General features: G+C 62.4%; 26 protein-coding genes and 2 pseudogenes. 15 read left to right on the top strand and 13 right to left on the bottom strand.

The genetic code is table 11. The features are described 5' to 3' along the window. Positions 1-92: 92 nt before the first annotated feature. The 4 genes from HY852_RS26400 to arsB all read left to right on the top strand — a co-directional run bounded on the left by HY852_RS26400 (position 93) and on the right by arsB (position 2,451). Entirely contained in the window at positions 93-458 is a 366-nt protein-coding gene (locus tag HY852_RS26400) for a hypothetical protein (RefSeq protein ID WP_291607873.1), read from the top strand. Between the two features lie 65 nt (positions 459-523). After that, on the top strand, positions 524-886 hold the full coding sequence (locus HY852_RS26395) for a helix-turn-helix transcriptional regulator (RefSeq protein ID WP_291607872.1): 363 nt from the start codon (positions 524-526) through the stop codon (positions 884-886). Then, on the top strand, positions 879-1,406 hold the full coding sequence (locus HY852_RS26390) for an arsenate reductase ArsC (RefSeq protein WP_291607871.1): 528 nt from the start codon (positions 879-881) through the stop codon (positions 1,404-1,406). Before HY852_RS26395 ends, HY852_RS26390 begins: the two co-directional genes overlap by 8 nt. A 4-nt stretch (positions 1,407-1,410) precedes the next feature. Continuing rightward, complete coding sequence (arsB, locus tag HY852_RS26385; protein ID WP_291607870.1) at positions 1,411-2,451, top strand: ACR3 family arsenite efflux transporter; 1,041 nt, start codon at positions 1,411-1,413, stop codon at positions 2,449-2,451. A gap of 156 nt (positions 2,452-2,607) precedes the next feature. On the opposite strand, the gene HY852_RS26380 is transcribed toward arsB, so the two are convergent. From HY852_RS26380 to HY852_RS26360, 5 genes are read right to left on the bottom strand one after another with little or no spacing between them, the layout of a single operon-like run. Continuing rightward, positions 2,608-3,753 (bottom strand): ABC transporter substrate-binding protein, encoded by a 1,146-nt coding sequence (locus HY852_RS26380; protein WP_291607869.1) that lies wholly within the window; start codon positions 3,751-3,753, stop codon positions 2,608-2,610. Between the two features lie 55 nt (positions 3,754-3,808). Then, entirely contained in the window at positions 3,809-4,576 is a 768-nt protein-coding gene (locus HY852_RS26375) for an ABC transporter ATP-binding protein (RefSeq protein WP_291607868.1), read from the bottom strand. Between the two features lie 5 nt (positions 4,577-4,581). Next, on the bottom strand, positions 4,582-5,343 hold the full coding sequence (locus tag HY852_RS26370; RefSeq protein WP_291607867.1) for an ABC transporter ATP-binding protein: 762 nt from the start codon (positions 5,341-5,343) through the stop codon (positions 4,582-4,584). Further along, positions 5,343-6,272, bottom strand: a complete 930-nt coding sequence (locus HY852_RS26365) for a branched-chain amino acid ABC transporter permease (protein ID WP_291607866.1) — start codon at positions 6,270-6,272, stop codon at positions 5,343-5,345. The genes HY852_RS26370 and HY852_RS26365 overlap by 1 nt, the downstream gene beginning before the upstream one ends. Further along, a complete protein-coding gene (locus tag HY852_RS26360; protein ID WP_291607864.1) occupies positions 6,269-7,144 on the bottom strand; it encodes a branched-chain amino acid ABC transporter permease in 876 nt (291 codons plus the stop codon). Before HY852_RS26360 ends, HY852_RS26365 begins: the two co-directional genes overlap by 4 nt. 650 nt (positions 7,145-7,794) lie before the next feature. On the opposite strand from HY852_RS26360, the gene HY852_RS26355 reads away from it, so the two are divergent. Beyond that, positions 7,795-8,301, top strand: coding sequence for an isoprenylcysteine carboxylmethyltransferase family protein (locus HY852_RS26355; RefSeq protein ID WP_291607862.1), 507 nt, complete (start codon positions 7,795-7,797; stop codon positions 8,299-8,301). A 910-nt stretch (positions 8,302-9,211) separates the two neighbouring features. Here HY852_RS26355 and HY852_RS26350 read toward each other — a convergent pair. The 3 genes and pseudogenes from HY852_RS26350 to HY852_RS26340 all read right to left on the bottom strand — a co-directional run. Beyond that, positions 9,212-9,730 carry an AAA family ATPase gene (locus tag HY852_RS26350; RefSeq protein WP_291607861.1) on the bottom strand — a complete coding sequence of 173 codons (519 nt, stop codon included), beginning with the start codon at positions 9,728-9,730 and terminating at the stop codon, positions 9,212-9,214. Between the two features lie 237 nt (positions 9,731-9,967). Then, positions 9,968-10,867, bottom strand: a complete 900-nt coding sequence (locus HY852_RS26345; RefSeq protein WP_291607860.1) for an alpha/beta fold hydrolase — start codon at positions 10,865-10,867, stop codon at positions 9,968-9,970. 233 nt (positions 10,868-11,100) lie between these two features. After that, a pseudogene (locus HY852_RS26340) lies at positions 11,101-11,271 on the bottom strand (EAL domain-containing protein); the annotation flags it as partial. A gap of 275 nt (positions 11,272-11,546) precedes the next feature. On the opposite strand from HY852_RS26340, the gene glgX reads away from it, so the two are divergent. The 8 genes and pseudogenes from glgX (at position 11,547) to HY852_RS26300 (ending at position 20,409) form a co-directional block, all read left to right on the top strand. Further along, the gene (glgX, locus tag HY852_RS26335; RefSeq protein ID WP_291607859.1) at positions 11,547-13,781 is read left to right on the top strand and encodes a glycogen debranching protein GlgX; all 2,235 of its coding nucleotides are present in this window, start codon (positions 11,547-11,549) and stop codon (positions 13,779-13,781) included. A gap of 41 nt (positions 13,782-13,822) precedes the next feature. After that, positions 13,823-14,536 (top strand): hypothetical protein, encoded by a 714-nt coding sequence (locus HY852_RS26330; RefSeq protein ID WP_291607858.1) that lies wholly within the window; start codon positions 13,823-13,825, stop codon positions 14,534-14,536. A gap of 923 nt (positions 14,537-15,459) precedes the next feature. After that, a complete protein-coding gene (murI, locus tag HY852_RS26325) occupies positions 15,460-16,257 on the top strand; it encodes a glutamate racemase (RefSeq protein ID WP_291607857.1) in 798 nt (265 codons plus the stop codon). 78 nt (positions 16,258-16,335) lie between these two features. Then, positions 16,336-17,011 (top strand): annotated as a pseudogene (locus tag HY852_RS26320) (HpcH/HpaI aldolase/citrate lyase family protein). Positions 17,012-17,061: 50 nt separating this feature from the next. After that, positions 17,062-17,451 (top strand): cupin domain-containing protein, encoded by a 390-nt coding sequence (locus HY852_RS26315; protein ID WP_291607856.1) that lies wholly within the window; start codon positions 17,062-17,064, stop codon positions 17,449-17,451. Positions 17,452-17,564: 113 nt separating this feature from the next. After that, positions 17,565-18,344, top strand: a complete 780-nt coding sequence (locus HY852_RS26310; RefSeq protein WP_291607854.1) for an acyltransferase — start codon at positions 17,565-17,567, stop codon at positions 18,342-18,344. Positions 18,345-18,585: 241 nt separating this feature from the next. Then, positions 18,586-19,203: a 30S ribosomal protein S4 gene (gene rpsD, locus HY852_RS26305; RefSeq protein ID WP_291607852.1), complete on the top strand. Its 618-nt coding sequence runs from the start codon at positions 18,586-18,588 to the stop codon at positions 19,201-19,203. Between the two features lie 138 nt (positions 19,204-19,341). Next, positions 19,342-20,409: a threonine aldolase family protein gene (locus HY852_RS26300; RefSeq protein WP_291607851.1), complete on the top strand. Its 1,068-nt coding sequence runs from the start codon at positions 19,342-19,344 to the stop codon at positions 20,407-20,409. Between the two features lie 11 nt (positions 20,410-20,420). Here the strand turns inward: HY852_RS26300 and HY852_RS26295 are convergent, their stop codons facing one another. Genes HY852_RS26295 through grxD form a run of 3 tightly spaced genes read right to left on the bottom strand, consistent with a single transcriptional unit; the run spans position 20,421 to position 22,611 of the window. After that, positions 20,421-21,704: a serine hydrolase gene (locus tag HY852_RS26295; RefSeq protein WP_291607850.1), complete on the bottom strand. Its 1,284-nt coding sequence runs from the start codon at positions 21,702-21,704 to the stop codon at positions 20,421-20,423. A 20-nt stretch (positions 21,705-21,724) separates the two neighbouring features. Beyond that, entirely contained in the window at positions 21,725-22,276 is a 552-nt protein-coding gene (locus HY852_RS26290; RefSeq protein WP_291607849.1) for an O-acetyl-ADP-ribose deacetylase, read from the bottom strand. 2 nt (positions 22,277-22,278) lie between these two features. Further along, entirely contained in the window at positions 22,279-22,611 is a 333-nt protein-coding gene (grxD, locus tag HY852_RS26285) for a Grx4 family monothiol glutaredoxin (protein ID WP_291607848.1), read from the bottom strand. A gap of 295 nt (positions 22,612-22,906) precedes the next feature. On the opposite strand from grxD, the gene egtB reads away from it, so the two are divergent. Further along, positions 22,907-24,154 (top strand): ergothioneine biosynthesis protein EgtB, encoded by a 1,248-nt coding sequence (gene egtB / locus HY852_RS26280; RefSeq protein ID WP_291607847.1) that lies wholly within the window; start codon positions 22,907-22,909, stop codon positions 24,152-24,154. Between the two features lie 49 nt (positions 24,155-24,203). Further along, a complete protein-coding gene (gene egtD / locus HY852_RS26275; RefSeq protein ID WP_291607846.1) occupies positions 24,204-25,175 on the top strand; it encodes an L-histidine N(alpha)-methyltransferase in 972 nt (323 codons plus the stop codon). A gap of 11 nt (positions 25,176-25,186) precedes the next feature. Here egtD and HY852_RS26270 read toward each other — a convergent pair whose 3' ends face one another. Together HY852_RS26270 and HY852_RS26265 are read right to left on the bottom strand one after the other, a co-directional pair. Continuing rightward, complete coding sequence (locus HY852_RS26270) at positions 25,187-25,810, bottom strand: hypothetical protein (RefSeq protein ID WP_291607845.1); 624 nt, start codon at positions 25,808-25,810, stop codon at positions 25,187-25,189. Beyond that, positions 25,807-26,364, bottom strand: coding sequence for a DUF3828 domain-containing protein (locus HY852_RS26265; RefSeq protein ID WP_291607844.1), 558 nt, complete (start codon positions 26,362-26,364; stop codon positions 25,807-25,809). Before HY852_RS26265 ends, HY852_RS26270 begins: the two co-directional genes overlap by 4 nt. Between the last annotated feature and the right edge of the window lie 66 nt (positions 26,365-26,430).

Below are 26,430 nucleotides of genomic sequence, written 5' to 3'. Positions count from 1 at the left end.
GCAGGGTGTTACTCCACTTCCGTTTGACTCAGATCAACGGTGCCGGGGCAAAGGCGCGCCAGTCTCGCAATCAGAGAAGCGGAGGCACAATCATGGCCAACACGCAATCATCTCTCGCCCCATCCCACGACCCTCCGGATCAACACGAGGTATCTCGTCAGATTGATTCAGGTGCCTGGGCCGCATTCTTCATCTGGCTTGGCCTCGTCATGCTCGCCGGTGTGCCGTGGGCCTGGTTCCTGGTCGGCCTCGGGATCCTCATCCTGGGCGCACAGTACATGCGACGGCAGCGGAACCTGAACCTCGAGAGGTTCGGCGTTGTCGTCGGGTTCATCATCCTGGCAGCCGGCGTGTGGGAACTTCTGGACCTGCCGTTGCCGCTCATGCCCATCCTGTTGATCGTGCTCGGCGGCTATCTGCTTTGGAAGACCTTTTCGCCAAAAGCGGAATCCCAGTAGGTGCGGAGTCCCCGACTGCGCGCCGATCTTGACTCTTCCAAGTACTCTTCCATAAATCTGGATATATGGAAAACGAACAAGCCGTCTTGGCGCTCGCTGCCCTGGCCCAGTCCACGCGGATGCACGCCTTCCGTACCCTCGTAAGACACGAGCCCCAAGGGCTTGCTGCCGGCGATCTTGCTCGCCTGCTCGAAGTTCCCCAGAACACGCTTTCCGCTCATCTCTCGGTGCTGTCACGCGCCGACCTCGTCACGTCCGAGCGGCACAGCCGCTCGATCGTCTACCGGGCCAATCTCGCCGAATTCCAGAAGGTCGCTCTGTTCCTGCTGCAGGACTGCTGCGATGGCCGCCCGGAGGTCTGCGCGCCCGTGGTCGAAAGCCTTAAGCCCTGCTGCCCGCCCAAGAAGAAGGAGCGATCCCGTGCCTGAGCGCATCCACAACGTGCTGTTCCTCTGCACCGGAAATACGGCGCGGTCGATCCTCGCGGAATCGATCCTTCGGAAGGACGGCGCCGGACGCTTCCGCTCCTTTTCAGCAGGCAGCACGCCGAAGGGCGAAGTGAATCCCTTCGCCGTGCGGGTCCTGAAGAGTCTGGATTATCCCGTCGATGGAATGCGCTCGAAGAGCTGGATCGAATTCGCAAGTCCCGATGCGCCCGTCATGGATTTCGTGTTCACGGTCTGCGACAACGCGGCCGGCGAGGCCTGCCCGGTGTGGCCCGGCCATCCGGTGACAGCGCATTGGGGCATCGAAGATCCCGCCTCAGTCGAAGGCACCGAACTGGAGAAAGTGGCCGCCTTTCTGACGGCCTTCCGCTATCTGAAGAACCGCATCGGTGCGTTCACCAGTCTGCCGCTTGCAGGCATCGACCGGCTGGCCCTCGGTACACGTCTTCGCGAGATCGGCCGCAGCGAAGGTGCCACCTCCTCACGCCCTGACGTGGCGTAGCACGATGAGCACCTTCGAACGTTACCTGACGATCTGGGTCGCCCTGTGCATCATTGCCGGCGTCGCGCTGGGACATGTCCTGCCGGGCGTATTTGCTGTCGTGGCATCTGCGGAAATTGCCAAGGTCAACCTGCCAGTCGCAGTGCTGATCTGGCTGATGATCGTTCCGATGCTTCTGAAGATCGATTTTGGCGCGCTGGGAGGCGTGCGCGAGCACTGGCGCGGCATTGGGGTCACCCTGTTCATCAACTGGGCGGTCAAGCCGTTCTCGATGGCCCTGCTCGGCAGCTTTTTTATCGGACACGTCTTCGCGCCGATGCTGCCAGCGGCCCAAATCCCCTCCTACATCGCCGGGCTTATCCTGCTTGCGGCGGCCCCCTGCACCGCAATGGTGTTCGTGTGGTCCAATCTTTGCGAGGGCGAACCGCACTACACCCTGAGCCAGGTGGCGCTGAACGACGTGATCATGGTCTTCCTGTTCGCGCCGCTGGTCGGACTTCTGCTTGGTGTCGCGTCGATTAGCGTCCCCTGGGCGACCCTGCTTCTTTCCGTCGCGCTATATATCGTCGTGCCGGTGATCGCCTCGCAGCTCTGGCGAACTGCCATGCTTCGTGCCGGTGGCGGGCTATTGGAGCGCACCATGCACCGGTTGCAGCCGGTCTCGCTTGTCGCGCTTCTCGCCACCCTGGTGCTGCTGTTCGGCTTCCAGGGCGAGCAGATCCTGCGGCAGCCGGTGGTGATCGCGATCCTCGCAGTCCCTATCCTGATCCAGGTCTACCTGAATGCCGGGATTGCGTACTGGCTCAGCCGGCAGCTCGGTGTCGCATGGTGCGTCGCCGCGCCCGCCGCACTGATCGGCGCGAGCAATTTCTTCGAGCTCGCCGTCGCTGCCGCGATCAGCCTATTCGGCCTCGACTCCGGTGCAGCTCTCGCGACGGTGGTAGGCGTGCTCGTTGAGGTTCCTGTAATGCTCTCGGTCGTTCGCATCGTGCGGGCCACGCGCGGTTGGTACGAACGGCGCGAGCGCGTCGACGTTCCGGCATAGGGTTACCCGGCGTCTCTGTGCATACGGACGTGCCGGTCTCGTCCTGTTGGTGGTTCGCACCGGCGCGGGCGGCGGGTGTGATCGCCCGTCATGCGCCTCTGCCGCGCAGAGTACGGACGGCCGGACTGAATCCAGCCGTCCGCCGCGATCAGCTCGTCAGTCGATCAGAGCCCAGTCGTTGTTCTTCACTTCCAGCATGCGGAAAGCCGAGAGGTCGAGGCCCAGATGGTCGGTCGGCGACATGGTGAACGTGCCGTCGGCGCCGATGAAGCCCTTGGTCTGCTCGATCTCATCGCGCACTTTCGCTTTGTCGACGCCATTTGCGCGCTTGATCGCACCAACCAGGATCATCAGCGCGTCGTAGGCGTGACCGCCAAAGGTCGAGATGTCCTCCTTGTAGCGCTCGGAGTAGGCCTTGGCGTAACCGAGAGCCACGGGCTTCTGGGGATCGCTGTCCGGCAATTTCGCGGCAACGAGCAGCGCGGCAGCCGGCAGGCGGACCCCCTCGGCAGCCCCCTCCGACAGCTTGATGAATTCTTCCGAAGCCACGCCGTGCGCATGATAAATGGGCATCTTCAGCCCGAGCATCTTCGCGTTCTTGTTGACGATCGCCGGCCCCTGGCCAAGCCCGAATACGAACAGCGCCTGGACGCCCGCAGTACCCCGGATCTTGGTGAGCTGGGGTGACATGTCGGTATCCTTCGGACCGTAGGTTTCGTTGGCGACAAGCGTGATCCCCATCTTGGCCGCGGCAGCCTCGCTCTCCTTCTTGCCGGATTGACCGAAGCCGCTGGTCTCCGACAGCAGTGCAATGTTGGTCAGGCCCTGCTTTTTCATGTGCTGGAATACGCGCTCGGCCGCCATGCGGTCGGTATGCGGGGTCTTGAACAGCCACTTCTTGACCGGCTCGACGATAACCACGCCGCCCGCCAGTGAAATGAACGGAATCCCGGCCCGATCGGCCAGCGGCGCCATCGACATGGTCGCGCCCGTGGTTGTGCCGCCGATCAGAAAGTCGACCTTGTCGCTTTCGATCAGGCGCTTGCCGAAACTATTGGCGTTGTTGGCATCAGAACCATCGTCGTAGTGCACGAGTTCGAGCGGTCGCCCGAGCACCCCGCCCTCCTTGTTGATCTTTTCGATATAGAGCCGAAGGGTCTTCAACTCGGGATCGCCCAGGAAGGCGGCCGGGCCGGTGACCGAAAGCACCGACCCGATCTTGATCGGCTCGGCGGCATTGGCCTGCATCGCCAGAGCGAAGCCGAACACTGCGGTCAGACAGGCTTTCAAGAATGCATTCATGTGACGTTTCCTCCTTTGGACGGTATTGATGACGACTGAAGAGATATTCCCCTGCTCAAATGCCGAGATAAGCTTCGCGAACCCGCTCGTTCTCGAGCAGCTCCTTTCCGCTGCCCGACAACACGACCTCGCCGCTCTCGATGACGTAGGCCTGGTCGGCGATTGCCAGGGCAGCATGCGCATTCTGCTCGACGAGTAGGATCGTCATGGCCTGCTTGCGCAATTCGGTGATGGCGTTGAAAATTTCCTCGACGAGGAGCGGCGCCAGACCCATCGACGGCTCGTCGAGCAGCAGCAGGCGCGGACTTCCCATCAGTGCCCGCGCGATCGCCAGCATTTGCTGCTGGCCGCCCGATAACGTTCCGGCGGGAGACTTCGCCTTTTCCTTCAGAATGGGAAACATCGCGTACATGCGCCCAAGATCCTCGGCGATCGCGTGCTTGTCGGTGCGACAATAGGCCCCCAGGCGCAGATTGTCCTCGACCGAGAGCGGGCCGAACACGCGGCGGCCTTCCGGCACCTGACAGATGCCCAGTCGCACGCGCTTGTCGGCTCGCAGCGCCGTGATGTCCTCACCATCGAATTCGATGCGACCGCTCGTCGCCTTCTGCACGCCGGAGATCGTGCGCAACAGCGTGGTCTTGCCGGCGCCGTTGGCGCCGACGAGAGCTATCAATTGTTGTCGGCCGACGGAGAGACTCACGTCACGCAGCGCGGCAATAGGGCCATAATGGCTGCCGAGCCCGCGAATGGAGAGAAGGGGCGCTGCCGAAGCCGGTTCCGGCGCGTGGGTGGGCTGGACCGTTTCCCGCGCATTCGCCATGGCGATCAGGCCGCCTTGCCGAGATAGGCGGCTATCACGTCCGGGTTGCCGCGGACTTCGCTCGCGGATCCTTCGGTGAGCTTCTTGCCGGAGTTAAGCACAAGGATGCGGTCGGAAATGTTCATGACCATTTTCATGTCGTGCTCCACCAGCACGACGGTCACGCCGCCGTCGGCGATCTTCCTGATCAGGCGGTCGATCTCGGCGGTTTCCCTTGGATTCAGCCCGGCGGCAGGCTCGTCGAGAAAAAGGATGCGGGGTTTGGCCGCCAGCGCCCGCGCAATCTCCAGCCGCTTCAGCGCTCCATAGGGCATGGCGCTGGCCTCGCTTTGCAGATAGGCGTCGAGCCCGACATAGGCCATGAGCTCGGTCGCCCGGTCGCGCAGGACGACGTCGGCCCGTCTCAACGACGGGAAGTGCAGCATGCTCCTGAACAGATTCCGGTCGACGGACAGGTGACCGCCAACCATGACATTCTCGACGGCAGTCATGTTCATGCAGATCTGCAGATTCTGAAACGTGCGCGCCATGCCCTTGGCCGCGAGCTGATGCGGCGCGAGCCCGGTCACCACCTGGTCGTCCAGCCGGACCTCGCCGACGCTCGGCGCAAGAAGGCCGGTGATCAGGTTGAAGAGCGTGGTTTTTCCGGCGCCGTTGGGACCGATGACCGAATAGACGATGCCGGTCTCGACGGTGAAGCTCACGTCCTCCACGGCCAGCACGCCGCCGAACGCCTTGGTGAGATTGCGTACCTCCAGCCGCGCCATCAGCGTCCCTTCCCCAGCCTCGCGGCGAGCGTCGGAACGAGGCCCTTGGGCATGAAGATCATCGACAGCATCAGAACAGCGCCAAAGACCACCGTTTCCCAGCCCTCGAAGGTCGCCAGCGCCTGCGGCAAGGCGGTCAGCAGGACGGCGCCGACCACCGAACCATACACCGAGGCCATCCCGCCGACGACGACCATCGTCACCAGCTCGATCGAATGAAGGAAATCCGCGACGTTGGGAGTCACGAACCCGACATAGTGCGCCGTCAGGCTTCCCATGATGCTGGCGATGAATGCCGAGAGGACGAAGACCGCCACCTTGTAACGCGCCACATCGACGCCGACGACCTGCGAGGCGACTTCCGATCCGTGGAGCGCGCGCAGCGCCCGTCCGAACGGCGAATCGATCAGGTTCTGGCAAGCCCAGACGCTGAACAGGAGAACCGGGGCGAACAGCCCGTACCACTGCCTCTCACCGAAAATCTCGAGCCCGAAGAGAGATAGCGGCGGCACCGGCATGCCATCGGGTCCTCCGGTAAAGGCGGTCTCGTTCTTGAGGACGATGGAAATGACCACGCCCAGGCCCAGCGTCGCCATGGCGAGGTAATGGCCGCTGAGGCGAAAGATCGGCGGCGCGATCACCGAGGCCAGCAGCGCCGCGCCGGCGGCACCGGCCCCCATGGCCGCAACCGGCGGCCAGCCATAATGCGTCGGGAGGATCGCCGACGCATAAGCGCCGATGCCGAAGAACCCCGCATGCCCGAGACTGATCTGGCCGGCAAAGCCGATCAGGAGGTTGAGTCCCAGAACGACGATCGCGTTGATCGCCATCCGGTTGACGATGTCGAAATAGAAGGCGTTCGGAAGCAGCAGCGGCAGCACCAGCAGGATGGCGCCGAGCACGAGCAGGCCGGGATGGGGACGCCTCATACCCGCTCCGTTTTCTTCGCGCCGAACATGCCGCGCGGCATGAAGAACAGGACGACAAAGATCAGCAGGAAAGGCGCGGCGTCCTTGTAGGCCGAAGAGATGTAGCCGGCAGTCAGCGCCTCGATGATTCCGACCAACAGCCCCCCGGCGACGGCGCCGTGGCCGGCCCCGAGCCCGCCGACCACAGCCGCGACGAAGCCCTTCAGCCCGAGCATGATCCCGACGTCGTAGGAGGTCATCGTGATCGGGGTCAGCAGGATGCCGCCGATGGCGCCGACCGCGGCCGAAAGCGCAAAGCTAACCAGCAGCACCCATTGCGTGTTGATACCGGCCAATTGCGCCGCAAGCGGATCGACCGAGGTGGCCAGGATGGCCTTGCCCGCGACGGTGCGATTGAAGAACAGCCACAGAGCGAGCACGATGACGCCCGACGTTCCGATGACCCAGAGGCTCTGCGGCGCCAGCGCCGCGCCGCCGATGATGATCGGCTCGTTGCCGGAAAATGCCGGGAAGACCGCCGGACCCTTGCCGCGCCAGATCTGCACGATGCCTCGAAGCACCAGCGATGCGCCGATCGTGATGATGATCAGGCTCACCGTATCGGCCCCCTTGGCGGGCTCGATCGCCAGCTTCTCCAATAGAATGCCGACCACCGCGGGAACGGCGATCGCCAGGACGATCGCGGCGGGCATCGGCAGGCCGGACTTGAGAAAGAACACCGTCAGCATGCCGCCCAGCATGATGAACTCGCCCTGGGCGAAATTGATCACGTTGCTCGCGTTGTAGATCAGCGTGAATCCCAGCGCCGCAAGCGCGTAGGTCGCGCCTATGGTGACCCCGGAAAACATGAACTGCAGAAATTGCGAGAGCATCGCGTCTCCTTGCTACGGGCTCGGCGCCGGCGTTGGCGCCTGTCGCAAGCTGTTGCCGCGCGGTCTTGTGCCGTGCAGCATCAGTTCGTCCGCAATGTTGAGTGAAGACGGCGTGCGCAGCACCGCGGTCGACCACAAATACCGTATCAGTTGCACATGCTTCTCGCTTGCCCACCCCACATCGGAGCGACCGCCGCCCGATGCGCTCGGGACCATAGTGCGCGCCAAGCCCACCGGTAAAGGGCAATAAGACACGGAAATTCAGTACGATGTCGATAGGCCCGGCGGAGCGAGGCCTATCGAGGTCGGATCGGTCGATGCGTCAGGTCAGTCGGAGCATGACGGCCTGTCAGTGGCGAGCGACATGCCCCCCGGGCCGTCGGGCCCGCAAACCGACTTTGTTCCTTCCCGGCTCTAAATTCCAGGGCGGCTGCTTCCTGGACTCGTCGGGTCCCCTTCGGTCTTCGAAGGGGACGATGAAGCCGATATTGATGCATGTCGGCCTTGGGCCATAAGCGGTCGTGAGCAGTGTGACCCGGGCCAGTCAATCCTAGTCGCCCCAATCGCCGGCTGCTACGATGAGGCCGGCGTTTCACGACCGCGTCGCTATTGCGGGTGCACGCTGGGATTTGTGAGGCCGGAGCAACATCATGACCAGAGGCTCGGCAGCTCTGGGGTCGGTGGTCTTTTTTCTGATTGCCCCCACGACGGTCGCCGGTGTCGTGCCGTGGTGGATTTCGCAATGGCGTCTGCAAGCGCCGTTCTTCGATCTCCAGCTTATCCGATGGTTCGGCGTGGTTCTGATCCTGCTCGGCATTCCGGTGTTGGTCGAAACCTTCACACGATTTGCGCTGCAAGGCGGCGGCACGCCAGCGCCGGTCGCACCAACGCAACATTTGGTGATCACCGGCCCCAATCGTTATGTCCGCAATCCGATCTATCTTGCCCTAGTGGCGATTGTACTTGGCCAAGGACTGATCCTCGGAAACGCAAGGCTTCTGGTCTACGGCGCGCTACTGTGGATCGGCTTCCACATCTTCGTTCTGGCTTATGAGGAGCCGACGCTGCGTAGGACATTTGGAGCGGAGTACGACACCTATTGCGCCAACGTGTCGCGCTGGTTGCCACGCTTGCCCGGCTCTACGTCCTCGTCCTGATCGACCGCGAGTGCGAGTGCCGCGGCCATCGTCGCCGGATCGTGGGCGTTGTGTACGATCAAATGTGCCAGCAGCAGTGTGACCAGCGCATCGGCTACGGCGGCGGGGTTACGACCGGGCGCATATCCCAAATCGGGGGCGCGTAGCGCCTATCTCGCATTGCGGGATTTCGATCCGGCTAATGTCTCTTGTGCGTCACAAACGGCGGTCGGAGGATCGCAGATGCGAAGTCCGGACTGCCCTCAATAACAGACTAACCCGGAGCGACGAAGGTGGTCGGCTTGGGGCCAACAGCGGAAAGGTGGCAAGTTGGCCGTGTTATCCACGGGCCTCCTCGATCTTTTGTAGGATAGAACGAAAGCACCGTGCGATGCTGTCCCCGAAGACGCTCGCGATGGCGAGCCCAACGAACGCCCCAATGCCAAGGCCACCAAAGCCAAAAAATACGAGAAGAGTGACGATAAACGCTAGGGCCCAATCAGCGTTCGGAGAACCCAGAACCGCCAGAAAAAAGGAGAGCGCTGGGATATTGGTGCAAATCGTGAGACCCCAAGCCAAGACTGGATGATTGCGAGCCAGAAGAGGAAATGCGAGAGCAGAAAACGCAAATGCAATTGCGTTGCAAAAAATAATGTACCGCATCGTCGCTTCTTTCGACCGCGTTTGTTGACTTGGAACAGTGCACCGCGATCGTACTCACGAAGTAAATGTTTTGCTTCGATTTCGTGTGTTGTGAAGGGTTCAAAGCTGTGAACGGGCCCTCGGAACGGTCGCAAATAAGCGAGCGCGCTCTCAAGGCTGCAATGGGTCAGGAGCGTCGGTCTAGCCGAACGTCGGCCATTTCCGGTCGACCCCCTGGCAGCCGACGTGAGGACGAGCGCCGCATTCGTCGGTACGGGCCAAGAGGAGACTAACCCGTCTTGGCGCGAACATACGCCTCCGCCTGCTGGAGCAGATGATCGAGCGAGCTAACGGCCGTATCGAGCACTAGGTGTTCTCGATCCCACGGTTCATAGTCTCGGTTCACTACCTCATCCCACGTTGGCAGCTTGAGGCCGCTGATGTCTGAGGTGCGCGTTTCCACTCGTTGCCGATGCAAGATCACGTCGCTGCAAACCACTTCAATCTCAACGAGGCATGCCGACTTTTGAGCGGCGGTCTGTCGCCATCCGACACGGCTTGCCAGGACTGGATTTACGCAGTCTGCGAAAACGACACGACCTAGCTCGAGATTTTCAGCCGCGAGTGCGTTCGCTACCACATAGCCCATTGCGCCGATCGGATGGCCTGCTGCCCGTAGCGTCTGCTCAATGGCATCGATACGAAGATACGTGGCCGCTAGACGTCTGGTCAGCTCCCGAGAAACCGTTGTCTTGCCCGTGCCGGGAAGGCCGCCAAAGACTATCAACGTAGGTGCGTGGCTTGTCATGCGACATCATCGGCCGGTATTCGGAAGTCCGCAATGGGTCAAAATCGGCGGTCTGGACGGATGCGAGTCGCTTCCGGTCTACACTCGACAGCTGACGCTTGGACGGGCATCGTGTTGGGCAGCCTCGGGCCATCAAGAAACATCATTCATCCCGCAGAAGCAAAAGAAAAAGCCGCCTCACGGCGGCTCTCCAGAGCATTGTTGATAGGGCGATGACAGAAGACTAGTTCTTCATTATCATACTGACTTCAGCAAAACATCAGTCAACCAATCCGGCTCGTTAATCATGACAGGGTGGCCGGATGTCGTATTTTCTACGACTGTCCAAGACTTGTCAGCCTTGCACTCGGCAAATGCCTTGTCCAATGCAGCCAACGGAAATTTCGGTAAGCGAATGTAGGTCTTTTTCGCGACCCTTTCGCGCGCACCTGAGAGTTTCACCGGTTGCAGCCAGGTGCCGATCGGTTGTGAGGTTGCTTTCGACAGGAACCAAGCAGCGTCTTTGGGGTCTTGATAGGCGTCCGGACGGACCGCTTTGGGAGCTGGAATGCTGATCGCGCCATCTTCCGCCTTAAAGGGCACCTCATCACGAAATGACTGACCATCCGAAGGCTTCAATGCATCAACCCAAACGATGGACGAGACACGGCTTCCGATGCGTTCGAGCGCGCCTGACGCCGGATAGCCCGCGTAAGACCATGCCACGAGGCAAATGTCGGTGAGGTCTTCCCATTCCACTAAATTGGCTATGTCCGCTATGTGCGTATCGAGATTGATATCCTTGCTCAAAAGGTGCGAGCGGTCTCCCAGGCCGGTAAGTGAAAGCGAGTAGACCTTATGACCTTGCTTCTCGAGCCTGTCCGAAACGCGACGCCAACACCAGGCCCCGCTGAAAGCGCCGGGAACCAGAATGAACGTCTTTCGCGCGGATTGAGCCCGCGCGCCACTTATAAACGCGTCTGACGAGATTACGGCGGCCGCGCTTACTCCGGCCGCAAGACCGCCGATCATTCCACGGCGGGTGACGTTTGACAAAGTCATGAAATGCTCCCCTTGCAAAAGAAACGGAAGAATACGACTGGCGAACGGCTGCCGCCAAAAACGAGAACGCGGCAGTGTAACGGCGAAACTCGGCATCTGGAAGACTTCAAGGGAGCCGTCGATGAAAGAATGCTTCGGGTCGCCAATGTCTCAGTTGGGTCACAAGCCGGCAACGACGACCAAGCGCACAACGTCCGCTCAATGCTCGACAGCCGACCTTTATGAGTACATGCCCCAGTTCGCCCCTACTTTGCATGGGGTTGTTTTCGCGATTTGCGTACCGGCGCTGCGGTTACCGCGGCACAGCGGGCCGAACGTGCCTTGGAGTCTTAGGCAGCCGTCGATCGGGTGTTCAACAGCAAGGGTACGTCGGCAGCGGGAACAGCGCGGCTGAACAGGTAGCCTTGCGCTTCGCTGCAGCCTTCGACGCGAAGCAATTCGAGTTGTTCGCGGGTCTCCACGCCTTCGGCCGTCGTCGACATGCCGAGGCTCTTGCCGAGCGCAAGCGCGAAGGGCAAATAACCACAAGAATTCAGCATGCTGTCGTCGGCGGTCGCGGCGGCCGGGCGCAGCGACCGCGCTACGGTGGAAGGCCGTCGTCCCCCGAGCCTGGCGCATCGCAACGCCTCGGTATCGGGGAATTGCTGCATCGTCGAGTCCCGGCCACCCGTGCCTCACATCGCAGCGAGGCTTGGGTCTCCCACGCGCCCCAACCTGCTCATTGCCGGGAACACTCGGGCTGTTGAGGTGTTGCACTCCACTTCGAGTGCAAACGATGAACCTGACCCTGCCGGCTGACGAGGCACTAGCAAAGACGGCCGATGCGCTTCGCCGCTCCGTTGTGGCTCAAGGACGCCCTTTCCCACTTGGTGCGACATGGGACGGCCTGGGCGTGAATTTTGCGATTTTCTCGGCCCATGCCACCAAGGTCGAACTCTGCTTGTTCGACGACAGCGGCGGGACCGAGCTCGAACGCATCGAGCTTCCTGAATACACCGACGAAGTTTGGCATGGCTACCTGCCCACGGCGCGTCCGGGCACTGTCTACGGCTATCGGGTCCATGGCCCCTATGATCCGGACGCCGGTCACCGCTTCAACCCAAACAAGCTTGTCATAGATCCCTATGCGAAGCAGCTCGTTGGCGAACTGCGCTGGGGGCCGGAGTTGTTCGCGTACCAGCTTGGCCACCCCGACAAGGACAAGTCCTATGACGACCGCGATAGCGCGCCCTTGGTTCAGAAATGCCGCGTCATCGATCCGGCATTTACTTGGGGCAGCGCGCGCAAGCCGGAGATTCCGTGGGAGCGCACGATCATCTACGAGATGCATGTGAAGGGCTTTACCAAGCTGCACCCGCTGGTCGCCGATCCGGACCGCGGCACTTTTTCCGGGCTCGCCAATCCCGCCATTCCCGCGTACCTGCGCTCGCTCGGTATCACCAGCGCCGAGCTTCTGCCCATCCATGCCTTCGTCGACGACAGCTATCTCGTGGAAAAGGGGCTGCGCAATTACTGGGGCTACAACACGCTCGCCTTCTTCGCGCCCGAGCCCCGGTACCTCAAGACGCCCTTCGCGAACGAATTCAAGGCCATGGTCAATCAATTTCATGCACACGGCATCGAAGTCATCCTCGACGTGGTCTACAACCACACCGCCGAAGGAAACGAGCTCGGTCCCACGCTGTCCTTCAAAGGGATCGACAATGCGAGCTACTACCGTCTGCTCACCGATCAGAAGCGCTATTACATCAACGACACTGGCACCGGAAACACCGTCAACCTCTCGCATCAGCGCGTACTGCAGCTCGTGGCCGACTCGTTGCGCTATTGGGCGACAGAGATGCGCGTCGACGGCTTTCGCTTCGACCTGGCCACGATCCTGGCGCGTGAGCCCTACGGTTTTGATGAAGGTGGCGGTTTCCTGGATGCCTGCCGGCAGGATCCTGTCCTCTCCAGCGTCAAGCTGATTGCCGAGCCTTGGGACATCGGACCGGGCGGATACCAGGTCGGTCAGTTTCCTCCGGGATGGGCGGAGTGGAACGACAAATTCAGGGACACCGTACGCGCCTTCTGGAAGGGAGATGCCGGAGCGCTCCCGGATCTTGCCAAACGGATTTCCGGTTCGGGTGACCTCTTCAACAAGCGCGGGCGCAAGCCCTGGGCCAGCGTCAATTTCGTTACCGCCCACGACGGATTCACGCTGAACGACCTCGTCTCGTACAACGACAAGCACAACGACGCCAACGGCGAACGCAACCGCGACGGCCACTCCGATAACCGGTCCTGGAACCACGGCGTTGAAGGGCCGACGGACAATCCGGACATAGCGGCCCTCAGAGAGCGGCAAAAGCGCAACTTCCTGGCTACGACCCTGTTATCGCTCGGCACTCCCATGATTCTTGCAGGCGATGAATTCGGCCACAGCCAAAACGGCAACAACAACGCCTATTCGCAGGACAACGAGACAGCCTGGCTGGAGTGGCCGCGCATCACCATGCGCGGGCGCGCCCTTCGGGAATACCTGCGAAAGCTGACGGCGGTGCGCAACGCCTTTCCGATCCTGCACCGCAGCCGCTTTCCTGTCGGGGCGTATAACGAGGAGCTGGACGTGAAGGACGTCGCTTGGCTCTCGCCGTCGGGACAGGAGATGACAACCGAGCAGTGGGAAGATCCGAATGCCCGCTGCCTCGGCATGCTGCTCGATGGACGCGCGCAGGCCACCGGGATCAAACGACGTGGCTCCGATGCGACGCTGCTCTTGATATACAACGCGCACCATGACGTGGTGGACTTCGTCCTGCCAACCGTCCCTGAAGGACGATCCTGGATCGCCTTGATCGATAGCAGCGAGCCCGAACTGGAGGCGCAGGAGCACCCGTTCGAGCAACCTCTCCCCGTCACGGGCCGGTCATTGGTGTTGCTCGCGCTTTCAGGCGCACGCGTGGGCGCACGGCTTCGTCAGGGATTGGACGCCATCTTCAACCTCGTGGAGTCTCCTCTGACGAGCTGACCAAGGAGGGATCAAGCGACGTCGTCATAAAGCCAGGAGAAATGGTCGCCTCCAGTTCGACTGAAGACCGGCAAGATCCGACGCTTCGGTTGCAGGACACATCGAACATCAATGGCAAGCCGGGAGACAAGATCCACGCCCGGGTGATCCGGGGGAGTCTCGACGAATTCGCGCCATCCGCTGCGTTGGTCAAAGACATCGTGGACCTGCTGTACCGGCGCGACCAGTTTGCACGCGACGAGCTTCGCGTGCTCGGCCGGCAGGTTGGTTCCGACGCGCTTGCCGGAGTACCGGTTGCCGCGATCGTCGACCATTCGAGCCGGCTGGTGCCGCCTGCATCCGCTCTGGAACCGCTCATCGCTCCGAGTGTGTTCGCCGGAGATCGGCGTGGGCCTGCAGCACGTCGGTCCCTTGGTCGGCCGGATTGCGCACCGCGAGATCTGGCCGCGCGTCATAGACTGGATGCGCAAACCATCGGACGGTCCCAAGCCGGCCTAGGCCGGTGCTGCCGACCGCGCGCCAGCAGCGAGCCGTCCCTCGGGCGCCGGATCACGTCAGGTACGCACAATTTCTTCGGCTCAGGAGACGGATTGCTCGATCCTGTCGTAACACTTGGCGCGTTTGCCTTGATTGGATGTCGTTGCGTCGGCACCCTGTTGGCAACAATGGTCAAAACGAATGTCACGCCGATGATCCAGCCCGTCGGGCTGTTGATGCGGCTTCGATCACTGGCTGGCCTGCTGTCGTTCGCATAAGTCTCATCGATCTCTTGTTTCTGACCGGGGCCGCGCTTGCCTGAATTGCATTCAAAACCAGCGCCTCTGGCTGCCCGCAAATCACCTCGAAGCCTGTCAAGCCCTCGCGGCAAAAATATTTCTCTTTTACCGAATTCGGATTTGACGTATAGCTCGCCCGTCTCACCCGATACGAGGGGCGGATCGCGAGTCGTCACGAAACGCGGGTTGGGATGCGGTGGACGCAATTGCGCCGGCGCGAAACGGAATCGCAGGGCGAGCCTTGGGCTCGTGAGTGAAGTCCGGCGCGCATGACGAACGGCGCAAGCGCGTACGGCAAGACCGTGTGGTCCTGGCACCCGTCGCTGGTGTTAAGCCCTGCGGAGGCGAAATCGATCCAACCGGGTCGATCAGCCGTTAATTCGGGGGCGACGGAGGCAAGACGAATTCGTCTCCGAGGAGAGCGCGGCATAAGTCGTCAAGCCACTGCGCAGGGAAGGCCGGGTGTCGTCGGCTGTACCTGTATGCTCGTGTGCGGCTTCTTTGCGCAATTTGCACACGAGACCGCGGGTGCAGCGGGCACCCGGTCTTCCCTGCGCCCTCTGCCAGATAAGAGGGTGAAGAGGACAGCAAAGCTCGGGCACTTCGTGCCGCGAGAATGCGAAACTGTGCCTCTTGCGTCATTTGCGAGGAGCGAAGGGATGGAAGCAATCGAGAATGCATCGGCGGACGTAGTTTGGATCGCTTCGCTTCGCTCGCGATGACAGACAGAACAAAGCGACAATCAATCTTATTGCGGGGGAGGCAGTATGGGTTCGCTTCGTCGCTATCGCCCTCGCAATGGACTACTTTGCGGTAGTGAGGTGTGTCGGTACATTGGGTACCGCCTCCGCCCTGCCACAAAAACAACTGATTGCTAACCCCTGATCACCTAGAATCACGCCGTGTCCACACGCCCCACCATTCTCGTCTTCGATTCAGGTCTTGGCGGCCTGACCGTGCTGCGCGAGATCGCCGCGACGCGACCGGACGCCCATTACGTCTATGTGGCCGATGACGACTTCTTCCCCTACGGCCACCACAGCGAGGAGGCAATCATCACGCGGGTCGTGCCGTTGATCGGCGAGCTCATCCACGCGCACGGTCCCGACCTCGTCGTTATCGCCTGCAATACCGCTTCGACGCTGGTGATGTCGCACCTGCGCACCGCCTATGACGTTCCTTTCGTCGGCACCGTGCCGGCGATCAAGCCCGCCTGCGCCCAGTCAAGGACACGGCGCGTCTCGGTGCTCGGCACCAAAGGCACGGTCAAGCGCGAATACACCCGTGCACTGATCCGCGACTTCGGTCAGGGCTGCGAGGTCACGCTGGTCGGCTCGCCCGAGCTTGCTTCGCTTGCCGAACGCGCGCTGTACGGCGAGGAGGTCAGCGACAGCGAGATCCTCGCCGAGCTTGTGCCGTGTTTTGTCGGCGATCCCGACGACGAGACGGCCCGCACCGACACGATCGTGCTGGCCTGCACCCATTATCCGCTGCTGCTCGACCGCCTGGTCAAGCTCGCGCCCTGGCCGGTCGACTGGATCGATCCCGCTCCCGCGATTGCCCGCCGCGTATCCGATCTGCTTGGTCCGCAGGTCGCGGCCAGGGATGAAGCGGGCGCCGAGCTGGTCTTCACCTCGCGCCGCCCGCACGATCTCAGCCGCGTCTTGCAGCCGTACTTCGGCGGCCGCGTCCCGGCCTGACGACGCCGGCTGCTTCTCGGTGCGAAGCTACGCTGCTAGCCTGCGCTGCGATAACGACCGCCGTGCTGAGGGATTCGCATGTCAAGCTCCCCCGCCCAGCTCAACCGCCTGCGCCAGATGTGGCGCGAGAAGCGTCCCACCTTCGGGGCCATCGCCACGATGCCGAGCGTGCAGGCGGTGCAGATCATGGCGCGTTTGCTCGACTGGATCATCGTCGATCTCGAGCACGGGCCGATCGACCTCACTGCGGCTCATGCGATGATCGCCGCCACCACGGGCACGCCCTGCGTGCCGCTGGTGAGGATCGCGGCGAACGAGCCGTGGCTTGCCAAGGCGCCGATGGACATCGGCGCCTTCGGCATCAATTTCCCGATGATCTGAGTATCGATGCAGGACTACATGGCTGCCGCCGACGACGAGATGATCTGTATGATCACCATAGAGCACGTCGAGGCGGTCAACCGCATGGACGAGATCATGGCGACGCCCGGCATCGACCTTGCGGTGATCGGGCCCGGCGATCTCGCGACCTCGATCAACAAGCGCGGCCAGATGGACGATCCCGAGCTGCTCGAACTGATCGCGCGCTGAAGCCGGCATCATGAAGAGCCGCGTGCCGATCGGCGGCGTGGCGCGCAGCGCCGAGCAGGCCAACCGCATGATCGAGCGTGGCTATCTCGTCATCGCGCTCGGCTTCGACTGGTCGCTGTTTGCCCGCGGTATTGCCGCGAGCCTCGAAGGTATCAGGCGCTAGTGTTCACTTGTGGACGGGATTGCTAGCTTCGCCCGCCCACGGAGGAAAATATGTTCAAGAAAAGTCTGCTCGCCCTCTCGATTGCCGCCTTTGCCGTCGCCGGCGCCGCTACCGCCCAGCAGGGCGGCATCAAGCGTACGCCGTTGCAGAAGATCGAATTTCCAGACGGCTATCATACCGTGACGGGCCTCGTCGAAGTGCCGCCGGGCGGCAGCGCCGGACGCCATACCCATCCCGGTATCGAGACCGGATACCTCCTGGAAGGCGAGGCAATCCTCGTGATCGACGGCCGGCCGGACCAGCACCTCAAAGCCGGGGATTCCTACCAGATCCCGGCCGGGGTGGTGCATGACGCCAAGGTCCATGGCGACAAGCCCATGAAAGCGTTGGGAGTTTACGTCGTGGACAAGACCAAGCCGCTGGCATCTCCGGCGCCATGATGAAAAGAACGAACTGGCCTGAAGCCCGCCAGTTCGCTAAATCAGGGCCGGCGGGCCGGGTAATCTGAATCGCCGGCTGATGGCTTTGTCTGACTCGACAACAACGGGGACGGATGCGCGGTAAGTTTCGAAAAATCTCGCTGCCGCGCCGCCTGATCGCCGACCTGATGCACGCGTCGGCCGGCGTACCCTTCGTCTCCCTGTCTCGGACCCTGGACGTTGGCGCCTTGGCGGAAGCCCGTCGGGAGACGCTGCGATCGCCCGGCTGGGCGGCGATTTTCGTCAAGGCGTTCGCCCTGCTGGCGAGAGATGAGCCCATCCTGCGCACGCTCTACGCCAAGTGGCCATGGCCCAGCTTCTACGAGCTGCCGAAGAGCGTCGCGATGATCGCCATCGCCCGCGTCGAGGACGGCGAGCATTGCGTGCTGCCGCAGCGGATCGCCGCGCCCGATACGCTGCCGATAACCGAGGTCGACGCGCTGATCCGTCAGGCCAAGGAGGCACCGATCGAGGAGGTGCCGATCTTCCGCAAGATCATGCTGGTGACGCGGCTGCCCCTGCCGCTGCGCCGGCTTGCCTGGATGCTCGGGCTCAATTTCGGCCGCCAGCGCGGCAACTATTCCGGCAGCTTTGCCGTGACCTCGGTGGCGGCGTATGGCGGCGGCCAGCTCCATGCCTTGAGCCCGGGACCGTTCATCGTGAGCTATGGGGTGGTCGAGCCGGACCAGACCATCAGCGTCGTGATCCGTTGGGACCACCGGGTTACCGATGCTGCGTTGATCGCCAAGACCCTGACCCGGCAGGAAGAGGTCCTGAACGGCGAAATCGCCTCCGAAATCAGGGGATTGTGCCCGCATGCGGAGACCAAGCCTGTTCGCGCCGTGGCGACTTGAGGCGGCACCGCAACGGGAGCGGGTTCCCGATTGACAGAACAGCGGTTTTTCCCCTAAAAGCCGCCTGCTCGCGGGCCGGTTTTGGCCCGCGAAGCGTTTCGCGACCCGTGGCCCATCCCTTGAAGCTTTGGGGCTGGACCTGTCGGCTCCGGGATTTCCCGGCGGCACAGGAGGGCGCGTTTCCTCAAACCCAACCGACACGCCGTTGCCGAAAAGCGACGGCCATTTTGAAGAGGACGCGATGACTAAGCGCAGTGAGGCGAAGTACAAGATCGATCGCCGCATGGGCCAGAATATCTGGGGCCGCCCGAAGAGCCCCGTGAATCGCCGCGAGTACGGCCCCGGCCAGCACGGCCAGCGCCGCAAGGGCAAGCTCTCAGACTTCGGCGTGCAGCTGCGCGCCAAGCAGAAGCTCAAGGGCTACTACGGCAACATTTCCGAGCGCCAGTTCCACGGCATCTATGTCGAGGCCGGACGGATGAAGGGCGACACCGGCGAGAACCTGATCGGCCTGTTGGAGCGCCGTCTCGACGCGGTGGTCTATCGCGCAAAGTTCGTGCCGACGATCTTCGCCGCGCGCCAGTTCATCAACCACGGCCACATCAAGGTGAACGGCCGCCGCGTGAACATCGGCAGTTATCAGCTCAAGGTCGGCGACGTCGTCGAGGTGAAGGAAGCCTCCAGACAGCTGCCGCTGGTGCTCGAAGCCGGCCAGCTAGCCGAACGCGACGTGCCGGACTATCTCGAGGTCGATCATTCCAAGACAACCGCGAAGTTCGCCCGCATTCCCGGGCTGTCGGACGTTCCGTTCGCGGTCCAGATGGAGCCGCACCTGGTCGTCGAATTCTATTCGCGCTGATCAATCGGAGATCACGCATTCAAAGGCCCCGGGTTCCGGGGCCTTTTTCTTTGTCACCTCCGCCTGTTTCCAGCACTCGGACTTGTCCCGGTCGCCCGCGGCCTTATGGTCGCCGGGCAAGACAAAGGTGAAGTCGCCATGCTCTACACCCCTCCCCCGCGCGATCCCGACGCGCCGCCGGTCCGGATCAATCTGTTGTCGGATACGCAGACGCGCCCGACGCCCGCCATGCGCGAAGCGATGGCGCGTGCGGAGGTCGGCGACGAGCAGATCGGCGACGATCCGACGGTGAACCTGTTGTGCGAGCGCGTGGCTGACCTCTTGGGCAAGGAAGCCGCGGTGTTCATGCCCTCGGGCACGATGTGCAATGTTGCGGCGACGCTGGTGCATTGCCGGCCGGGCGATGAAATCCTGGCGCATGAGAGCGCGCACATCATCGCTCGCGAAGGCGGCGCCCATGCCGCGCTGGGCGGCTTCCAGATCACGCCGCTACCCGGCGCAGACGGACAGTTCTCGCCGGAGACCTTCCGCAAGGCGCTGCACCCGCGCAGCCGCTACCAGCCGCCGCAGGTCCTAGTCAGCGTCGAGCAGACCGCCAATATCGGCGGCGGCACCATCTGGAAGAAGGGCACACTGGACGAGATCGTCGCGCTCGCCAAGGCCAACGGCATCGCGACCCATATGGATGGCGCGCGGTTACTCAATGCCACGGTCGCGACCGGGATTCCTGCACCCGCGATGGCTGCGGGCTGGGACTCGGCCTGGATCGACTTCTCCAAGGGCCTCGGGGCGCCGATCGGGGGAGTGCTCGCCGGCTCGCGCGAGTTCATCGATGCGGCGTGGCAATGGAAGCAACGCCTGGGCGGCTCGATGCGGCAGGCCGGCATCTGCGCGGCGGCGTGCATCCACGCCCTTGACCATCACGTGAGGCGGCTCGCCGACGACCACGCCAATGCGCGCGCGCTGGCACGCGGGCTGTCGCAGATCGCGGGAATTGAGGTGCAGGAGCCGGAAACCAACCTCGTGTTCTTCAAGCCTGACGGCGCAGGCATCAGCGGTGACAGAATGGTCACCGCCCTGCGCCGGCGCGGCGTGCTGCTGGCGATGATGGACGGACGAATCCGCGCCTGCACGCATCTCGACATCACGGCTGCGATGATCGAAGAGACGATCGGCTACGTGCGCGAGATCGTGAGGACGGCGTAGGCGCGACGAAGCTAGCGTTCCAGCGCCTCATAGATCAGTTTCTTCAGTTCGGCCTGAATACGTGGCCGCTGCGACGGCGACTGCATCATGCAGATCGCGAATAGATCATCGCCCGGATCGACGAAGAAGAACGTGCCCGCCACCCCGTCCCAGCGATACTCGCCGAAGGGAAAAGGCGGCTTCGCCACCGTGCGCACGGCAAAGCCCAATCCGAACCCGCTGTCCGGCCCCGGAAAATAGAAGGCGTCGCGTCCAATCCCGGTCTCCGGGCCGATGTGGTCCGAAATCATCAGCGCGACAGTCTCCGGCTTGAGATAGCGCCGACCGTCTAGCCTGCCACCGTTGAGTAACATCTGTGCGAAGCGCGCATAGTCGCCGATCGTGCCGATCATGCCGGCGCCGCCCGATTCCCAGCGCCGCGGCAGGATCGGATCGGTGATTCCGGCGACGGGTCGGTCGAACCGGTCCTTCGGTAGCGGCTCGGCGACACGGCCGCGCCGTGCATTGTCGGCGAGATAGAACGCGGTCTCGCTCATGCCAAGCGGATCGATCAGCCGCTCCTTCTCGAACTGAAACAGCGATTTCCCCGACACAACTTCAACAACCCGGCCGAGCACGTCGGTGGAATGGCCGTAATCCCATAGCGTTCCCGGCTGTTCGGCCAGCGGTAGTCGGGCAAGCCGCTCGACAAACGCGGCATTGTCAAAGTCGCCGTCGAACAGGTCCGAACGGGCATAGAGCTTGCGCACCGGCGTATCGCCGTAGAAACCGTAGGTGATGCCTGAGGTATGGCGCAGCAGGTCTTGGATCGTGATTGGCCGCTTGAGCGGCTCGAGCTTCAGCGTTCCATCCGGCTGAACGAGGGCGACCTTCACATCCGCAAATGCCGGTATGTACTTGGCCAGCGGGTCGCTGATCGACAGCTTGCCGTCATCCACCAGCATCATGACCGCCACTGACGTGACCGCTTTTGACATCGAATACAGCCGGAAGATCGTGTCCGCCGTCATCGGCGCTTTGGTCGCGACGTCGCGCACGCCGAAGCTCCGGAAGTAGATCGGCCTGCCGTGCTGCTGGATCAGGACGACGGCGCCCGGGATCCTGCCGGTCGCGACCTCAGTGGAGAGGTACTCGCCAACGCGCTCCAGTTTCGCGCGCGACAGCTCGCGTGGCGGCGCCGCGGTCCCCGCATCGCGTGTCTTCGCGACGGTCGCTCCGACCGCGGCAAGGAACAGAGCAAGCGCCGCGATTACAAAGCGGCGGCGCGTGGGAGCGTCAGGTTTCGATCGCCTCATGATTCCAGCGAGCAAGACAATCAGGCGAAAGAGCTACCGAGCCTGGCCAAGGCATCGGTGTGAAAATTCGCGCTTTCTTCTGAGAAGCAGCAAAACACAACGCGGGCCAGCGACGGAGCGATCGAAAGTGCTTCCGCCGTTGTCCTGACGGCAATCTTCGCAGCTCGTTCGGCAGGGAAACGATAGACGCCGGTCGATATGGCGGGAAACGCGACCGATGCTAGATTATGCTCCTGGCACAACTCCAGCGAGCGGCGATAGCAGGAGGCGAGCAGATCGTCCTCGCCGCGCATGCCGCCGTGCCAGACCGGGCCGACCGCATGAATGACGTGCCGGGTCGGCAACTGATAACCCTTGGTGATCTTGGCATCCCCGGTGGCACAACCGCCGAGTGTCTGGCATTCGGCCAACAGTTCGGGCCCAGCCGCATCATGAATCGCGCCGTCGACACCGCCCCCGCCGAGGAGCGATGAATTGGCGGCGTTGACGATGGCGTCAACGCTCAACGTCGTGATGTCGGCGACGATGACGTCCAGCTGCGCGCCACCCAGCCGGCGCGTCAGCAAGCTCAAGTTCAGGCCGCCGCGTTGACCGCGATGCCCTTGTCGGCAAGGAGCTGCTGCAATTCACCGGCCTGGAACATCTCGCGGACAATGTCGCAGCCGCCGACGAACTCACCCTTGACATAAAGCTGGGGGATGGTCGGCCAGTTGGAATAGACCTTGATGCCGTCGCGCAGCTCGGCGGATTCCAGAACGTTCAGGCCCTTATAGCCGACGCCCAGATGGTCGAGGATCTGGACGACCTGCCCCGAAAAGCCGCACTGGGGAAATTGGGGCGTGCCCTTCATGAACAGGACGACGTCGTTGGACTTCACTTCGTTGTCGATGAATTCCTCGATGCTCATATCCATTTCCTTTTGCGGCCCAGCCTTGAAAAGCCTCGGGCCGGCTAGGCCCGTCTGAACCCGATACTCGGCATATATGTAGCGCAAACGCTTGTGCATCCAAAGTAAAATGCCGGCGAAACCGCCCCGCCCGGGCCTCCGCAGCTGGTCCAAAGCCGGTCGATTCATAGCCTGACGGCACCAATATCATAGCTTCAGGAGACTTTTATACCGCCGGGGACGCCCTATTTAGGACAGACCCGCTGCGGGGAACCGACCGCCGCCTGTGACGTTCTTTTGCCAATTGGAGACAACCGTGACGCCATTAGCCTCCGCAACGGCCAGACCCCCTCACCCGTCACAGTTCTCCGATTCAGGCAGCCTCGCCCAGAATCTGGCGGAGGCCTATCTGACGATTCGCGGCGAGACCGAGCGTCGCGCGGCCCCGCTTTCGCCGGAAGACCAGCAGATCCAGTCCATGACGGACGCAAGCCCGACTAAGTGGCACCGCGCTCACACAACCTGGTTTTTCGAGCAGTTTCTGCTCACCGAGCACTCCCCGGGCTACAAGCCCTTCCACCCCGACTACGCGTTTCTGTTCAATTCCTATTACGTGAGCGCAGGCCAGCGGCATGCCCGCCATCGCCGCGGCGACATCACCCGTCCGAGTGCGGAAGAAGTCACCGCCTATCGCCGATATGTCGATGCGGCGATGGTCGCCTTGTTTCGCCAGGCGAGCGCCGAGAAGCTGGAGACCATCAGCCCCCTGGTGGAGGTCGGGCTCAACCACGAGCAGCAGCACCAGGAGCTGATGTTCACCGACATCCTGCACGCCTTCGCCCAGAACCCGGTCCTGCCCGCCTACGATCAGGCTTGGCGCTTCCCGGCTTCAAGCCGCTCGGGCGATCAATGGCTGGCGCTCGCCGAAGGCATTCACACCGTCGGGCACAGCGGCGGCAGCTTCCACTTCGACAACGAAACGCCGGCGCATCGAGCCCTGGTCGGACCGGTCAAGATCGGACGCAGCCTCGTCACCAATTCCGAATGGCTCGCCTTCATGCAGGATGGCGGCTATCGCACGGCGACCCTTTGGCTGATGGACGGATTTACGTCGGCCCAAAGCGAAGGTTGGCAGGCGCCGGGCTATTGGCGCGAGGTCGACAGAGAGTGGCAGGTAATGACATTGGCCGGTTTGCAGCCGGTCGACCCGACCGCCCCGGTCTGCCACGTCAGCTACTACGAGGCCGATGCGTTTGCGCGCTGGGCGGGCAAGCACCTGCCCACCGAGATGGAATGGGAAGTCGCTGCGCGTTCGGGCGAACTCTACGACGCCTTCGGCATCGTCTGGCAATGGACCCGCAGCGCCTACTCCCCCTATCCCGGCTACCGGGCCGTGGAGGGCGCGCTCGGCGAGTACAACGGGAAGTTCATGATCAACCAGCTCGTACTGCGCGGATCCTCGCTGGCAACCCCGAGCGGGCACAGCCGTTTCAGCTATCGCAACTTTTTTTATCCGCACCAGCGCTGGCAATTCTCGGGACTGCGCCTCGCCGACTACGATTGACCTTCATCCGAGATCACCGCGCGCCGGACCGCGCGTTCAGGAGAGTATCATGAATGTGCATACCGGAGCTTTGGCCGAAGCGCATCTTCCCGACGAACAAACCATAGCGTTTGCGCGCGAGGCGACCCGCGACCTCGCGCAGCATCCCAAGCGGATGTCTCCGAAATATTTCTACGACGCAGCCGGCTCGGAACTGTTCGAGGCCATCACGCGGCTTCCGGAATATTATCCGACGCGCACCGAGCTCTCGATCCTGACGGAGTACGGCAGCGAGATCGCCGCGATCATTCCAAGGCATGCAGCACTGGTCGAATTCGGCGCCGGGGCAACCACCAAGGTCCGGCTCCTGCTGAGGCGTTGCGACTTCTCGGCCTACGTTCCTGTCGATATCTCGACCGACTTCCTGAACATGCAGGCGGAAGGCTTGCGCAAGGATTTTCCCGCGCTTGCCGTCCATCCGGTCGGGGCTGACTTCACCGCGCCATTCGCGCTGCCCGCGGCAGTCAGCAATATGCCCAAGGTCGGTTTCTTCCCGGGATCCACCATTGGCAATTTCGACCCGCTTGAGGCGAGAACCCTCCTGCTCAGCGCCCGCGAAATCCTGGGCAAGGACGCGCAGATGATCATTGGCGTCGACCTCGAAAAGGACGAACGCGTTCTTTATGACGCCTACAACGACTCAGCCGGGATCACCGCGCGCTTCAACCTCAATGTCCTGGTGCGCATGAACCGCGAGCTCGGCAGCAATTTCGACCTGTCCGCCTTCAGCCACCGGGCGATCTACAATCGCGAGCAGCACCGCATCGAGATGCACCTGATCAGCAAGAAGCGGCAGACCGTGCGCATGCTGGGCACGAGCTTCTCATTCCGTCCCGGCGAAAGCATTCACACCGAGAACAGCTACAAATACAGCCTCGAACGCTTCAGTGCACTTGCACGCGGCGCCGGGTGGGGGGTCAAGAAGTCCTGGACCGATCAGGCGAAGATGTTCTCGGTCCACGCCCTGCAGGCGCTGGACTAGGCTGTCCGACGCTATGGCCGCTCGGCCCTGATCGTCCTGGTCGAGGGCTTTCGGTCATGCCCCCCGGGAACGCCGCCGGTGGTGGTGATCGCGATGATGTTGCCGTTGATCCTGACATCGCCATCCCAGCGGTCGCCGAGCGGCACGCTGCGGATCGTCGTGACATTCAGCCGTTGATAGCGTTTACCGTCGCTGTCGATGCCGTGGCCGGGTTCTGCGGACAGAATGTGCAGCGTGTAGAACACGCCCGAACCACCGCCGCTATAACTCGTAACCGCCACGAGGAGCTTATTGGCTGTGGCCCCGATAAAGCGATACGCCTCTTCCTGGGTCAGGTTCTTGTCGTGGGGGTCCTGTCTCGACTGCGACACCCAATCTCCGTTCCTTCTGATCGGATCGGCGTAGAGATTGCTGCCGGTGGCGGCCTTGACGTCGATGGTGACTATGATGCTGCCCGAATCCGCCATGTCGCCGTCGCCCATGTCCCGGAAGATTTCCGGCGGCACCGGATCACCGCCCACCGTGAAGCTGGCTCGCAGTTCGTCGATCGGGGCAAGGCGCTTGGCGTCTGCCGATTGCAGGGCAATCGCCAACCAGCAGGCTGCCATCAGGGATAAGCGAATGAACCGGCTCACGAGTCTATCAGCCATTGCGTTAGCATGTCGCGCACCGACCAGGCCTTGGTGCGCAAATTGTCGATCCGCCAGTGCCCTTGTTCGCGGACGAAGTCATAGGTCACGACCGCCGGCGGTCCCGGCCGATAATGGGGTTTTCGATAGTTCAGCTTCACGGCCAGGACCGCAGCGCTGTAGCTTGCGCTCTCGACTTTGACCTCGAAGGATTTAAGCTCCAGCGCGTTGGTGTCGGTCGTCAGGTCGAAATCGACCGGACCGGCTTCGCCCTCGGGCGGCTTCTTGGCGTCGGACTTGGTCCACAGCGCCAGCAGCGATTTCGACAGATACTGGCCGCGCCGCTCCGGCTCGAGCCAGTTCGAGGTCGAGCCTTTGACCGCCTCTCGATAGATGCCGCGCAAGATCTCTGTTGGCGCTGCCGCACCGGCCGCATGGCATGAGACAGCGAGTATTAAGAGAAACAGCAACGCCGCTGCGCCGGAGCAAACGGCGGAGAGCCAATCGTAGAAGAACTTCGAGGAGCGAGACAAGTTGGCCAGCTTTCCGTGGTTGAACATGCCGTTTGACGCCAACATGCAGCCGACGGTTCGATACCAGCATCGCGCAGTCTTGGGAATTCCCGA

The organism is Bradyrhizobium sp. (assembly GCF_016213215.1).
Taxonomy (GTDB): Bacteria; Pseudomonadota; Alphaproteobacteria; order Rhizobiales; family Xanthobacteraceae; genus Bradyrhizobium.
Note: the sequence above shows the minus strand (reverse complement) of the source record. Positions and strands in the feature narration are given on the sequence as shown.

Bases quoted from the DNA above. Each gene is read 5' to 3' on its own strand.
- HY852_RS26400 (WP_291607873.1), top strand. From the start codon at position 93: ATGGCCAACACGCAATCATCTCTCGCCCCATCCCACGACCCTCCGGAT.
- HY852_RS26395 (WP_291607872.1), top strand. From the start codon at position 524: ATGGAAAACGAACAAGCCGTCTTGGCGCTCGCTGCCCTGGCCCAGTCC.
- arsB (WP_291607870.1), top strand. From the start codon at position 1,411: ATGAGCACCTTCGAACGTTACCTGACGATCTGGGTCGCCCTGTGCATC.
- HY852_RS26380 (WP_291607869.1), bottom strand. From the start codon at position 3,753: ATGAATGCATTCTTGAAAGCCTGTCTGACCGCAGTGTTCGGCTTCGCT.
- HY852_RS26375 (WP_291607868.1), bottom strand. From the start codon at position 4,576: ATGGCGAATGCGCGGGAAACGGTCCAGCCCACCCACGCGCCGGAACCG.
- HY852_RS26370 (WP_291607867.1), bottom strand. From the start codon at position 5,343: ATGGCGCGGCTGGAGGTACGCAATCTCACCAAGGCGTTCGGCGGCGTG.
- HY852_RS26365 (WP_291607866.1), bottom strand. From the start codon at position 6,272: ATGAGGCGTCCCCATCCCGGCCTGCTCGTGCTCGGCGCCATCCTGCTG.
- HY852_RS26360 (WP_291607864.1), bottom strand. From the start codon at position 7,144: ATGCTCTCGCAATTTCTGCAGTTCATGTTTTCCGGGGTCACCATAGGC.
- HY852_RS26355 (WP_291607862.1), top strand. From the start codon at position 7,795: ATGACCAGAGGCTCGGCAGCTCTGGGGTCGGTGGTCTTTTTTCTGATT.
- HY852_RS26350 (WP_291607861.1), bottom strand. From the start codon at position 9,730: ATGACAAGCCACGCACCTACGTTGATAGTCTTTGGCGGCCTTCCCGGC.
- HY852_RS26345 (WP_291607860.1), bottom strand. From the start codon at position 10,867: ATGCCGAGTTTCGCCGTTACACTGCCGCGTTCTCGTTTTTGGCGGCAG.
- glgX (WP_291607859.1), top strand. From the start codon at position 11,547: ATGAACCTGACCCTGCCGGCTGACGAGGCACTAGCAAAGACGGCCGAT.
- HY852_RS26330 (WP_291607858.1), top strand. From the start codon at position 13,823: ATGGTCGCCTCCAGTTCGACTGAAGACCGGCAAGATCCGACGCTTCGG.
- HY852_RS26315 (WP_291607856.1), top strand. From the start codon at position 17,062: ATGTTCAAGAAAAGTCTGCTCGCCCTCTCGATTGCCGCCTTTGCCGTC.
- HY852_RS26310 (WP_291607854.1), top strand. From the start codon at position 17,565: ATGCGCGGTAAGTTTCGAAAAATCTCGCTGCCGCGCCGCCTGATCGCC.
- rpsD (WP_291607852.1), top strand. From the start codon at position 18,586: ATGACTAAGCGCAGTGAGGCGAAGTACAAGATCGATCGCCGCATGGGC.
- HY852_RS26300 (WP_291607851.1), top strand. From the start codon at position 19,342: ATGCTCTACACCCCTCCCCCGCGCGATCCCGACGCGCCGCCGGTCCGG.
- HY852_RS26295 (WP_291607850.1), bottom strand. From the start codon at position 21,704: ATGAGGCGATCGAAACCTGACGCTCCCACGCGCCGCCGCTTTGTAATC.
- grxD (WP_291607848.1), bottom strand. From the start codon at position 22,611: ATGAGCATCGAGGAATTCATCGACAACGAAGTGAAGTCCAACGACGTC.
- egtD (WP_291607846.1), top strand. From the start codon at position 24,204: ATGAATGTGCATACCGGAGCTTTGGCCGAAGCGCATCTTCCCGACGAA.
- HY852_RS26265 (WP_291607844.1), bottom strand. From the start codon at position 26,364: ATGTTCAACCACGGAAAGCTGGCCAACTTGTCTCGCTCCTCGAAGTTC.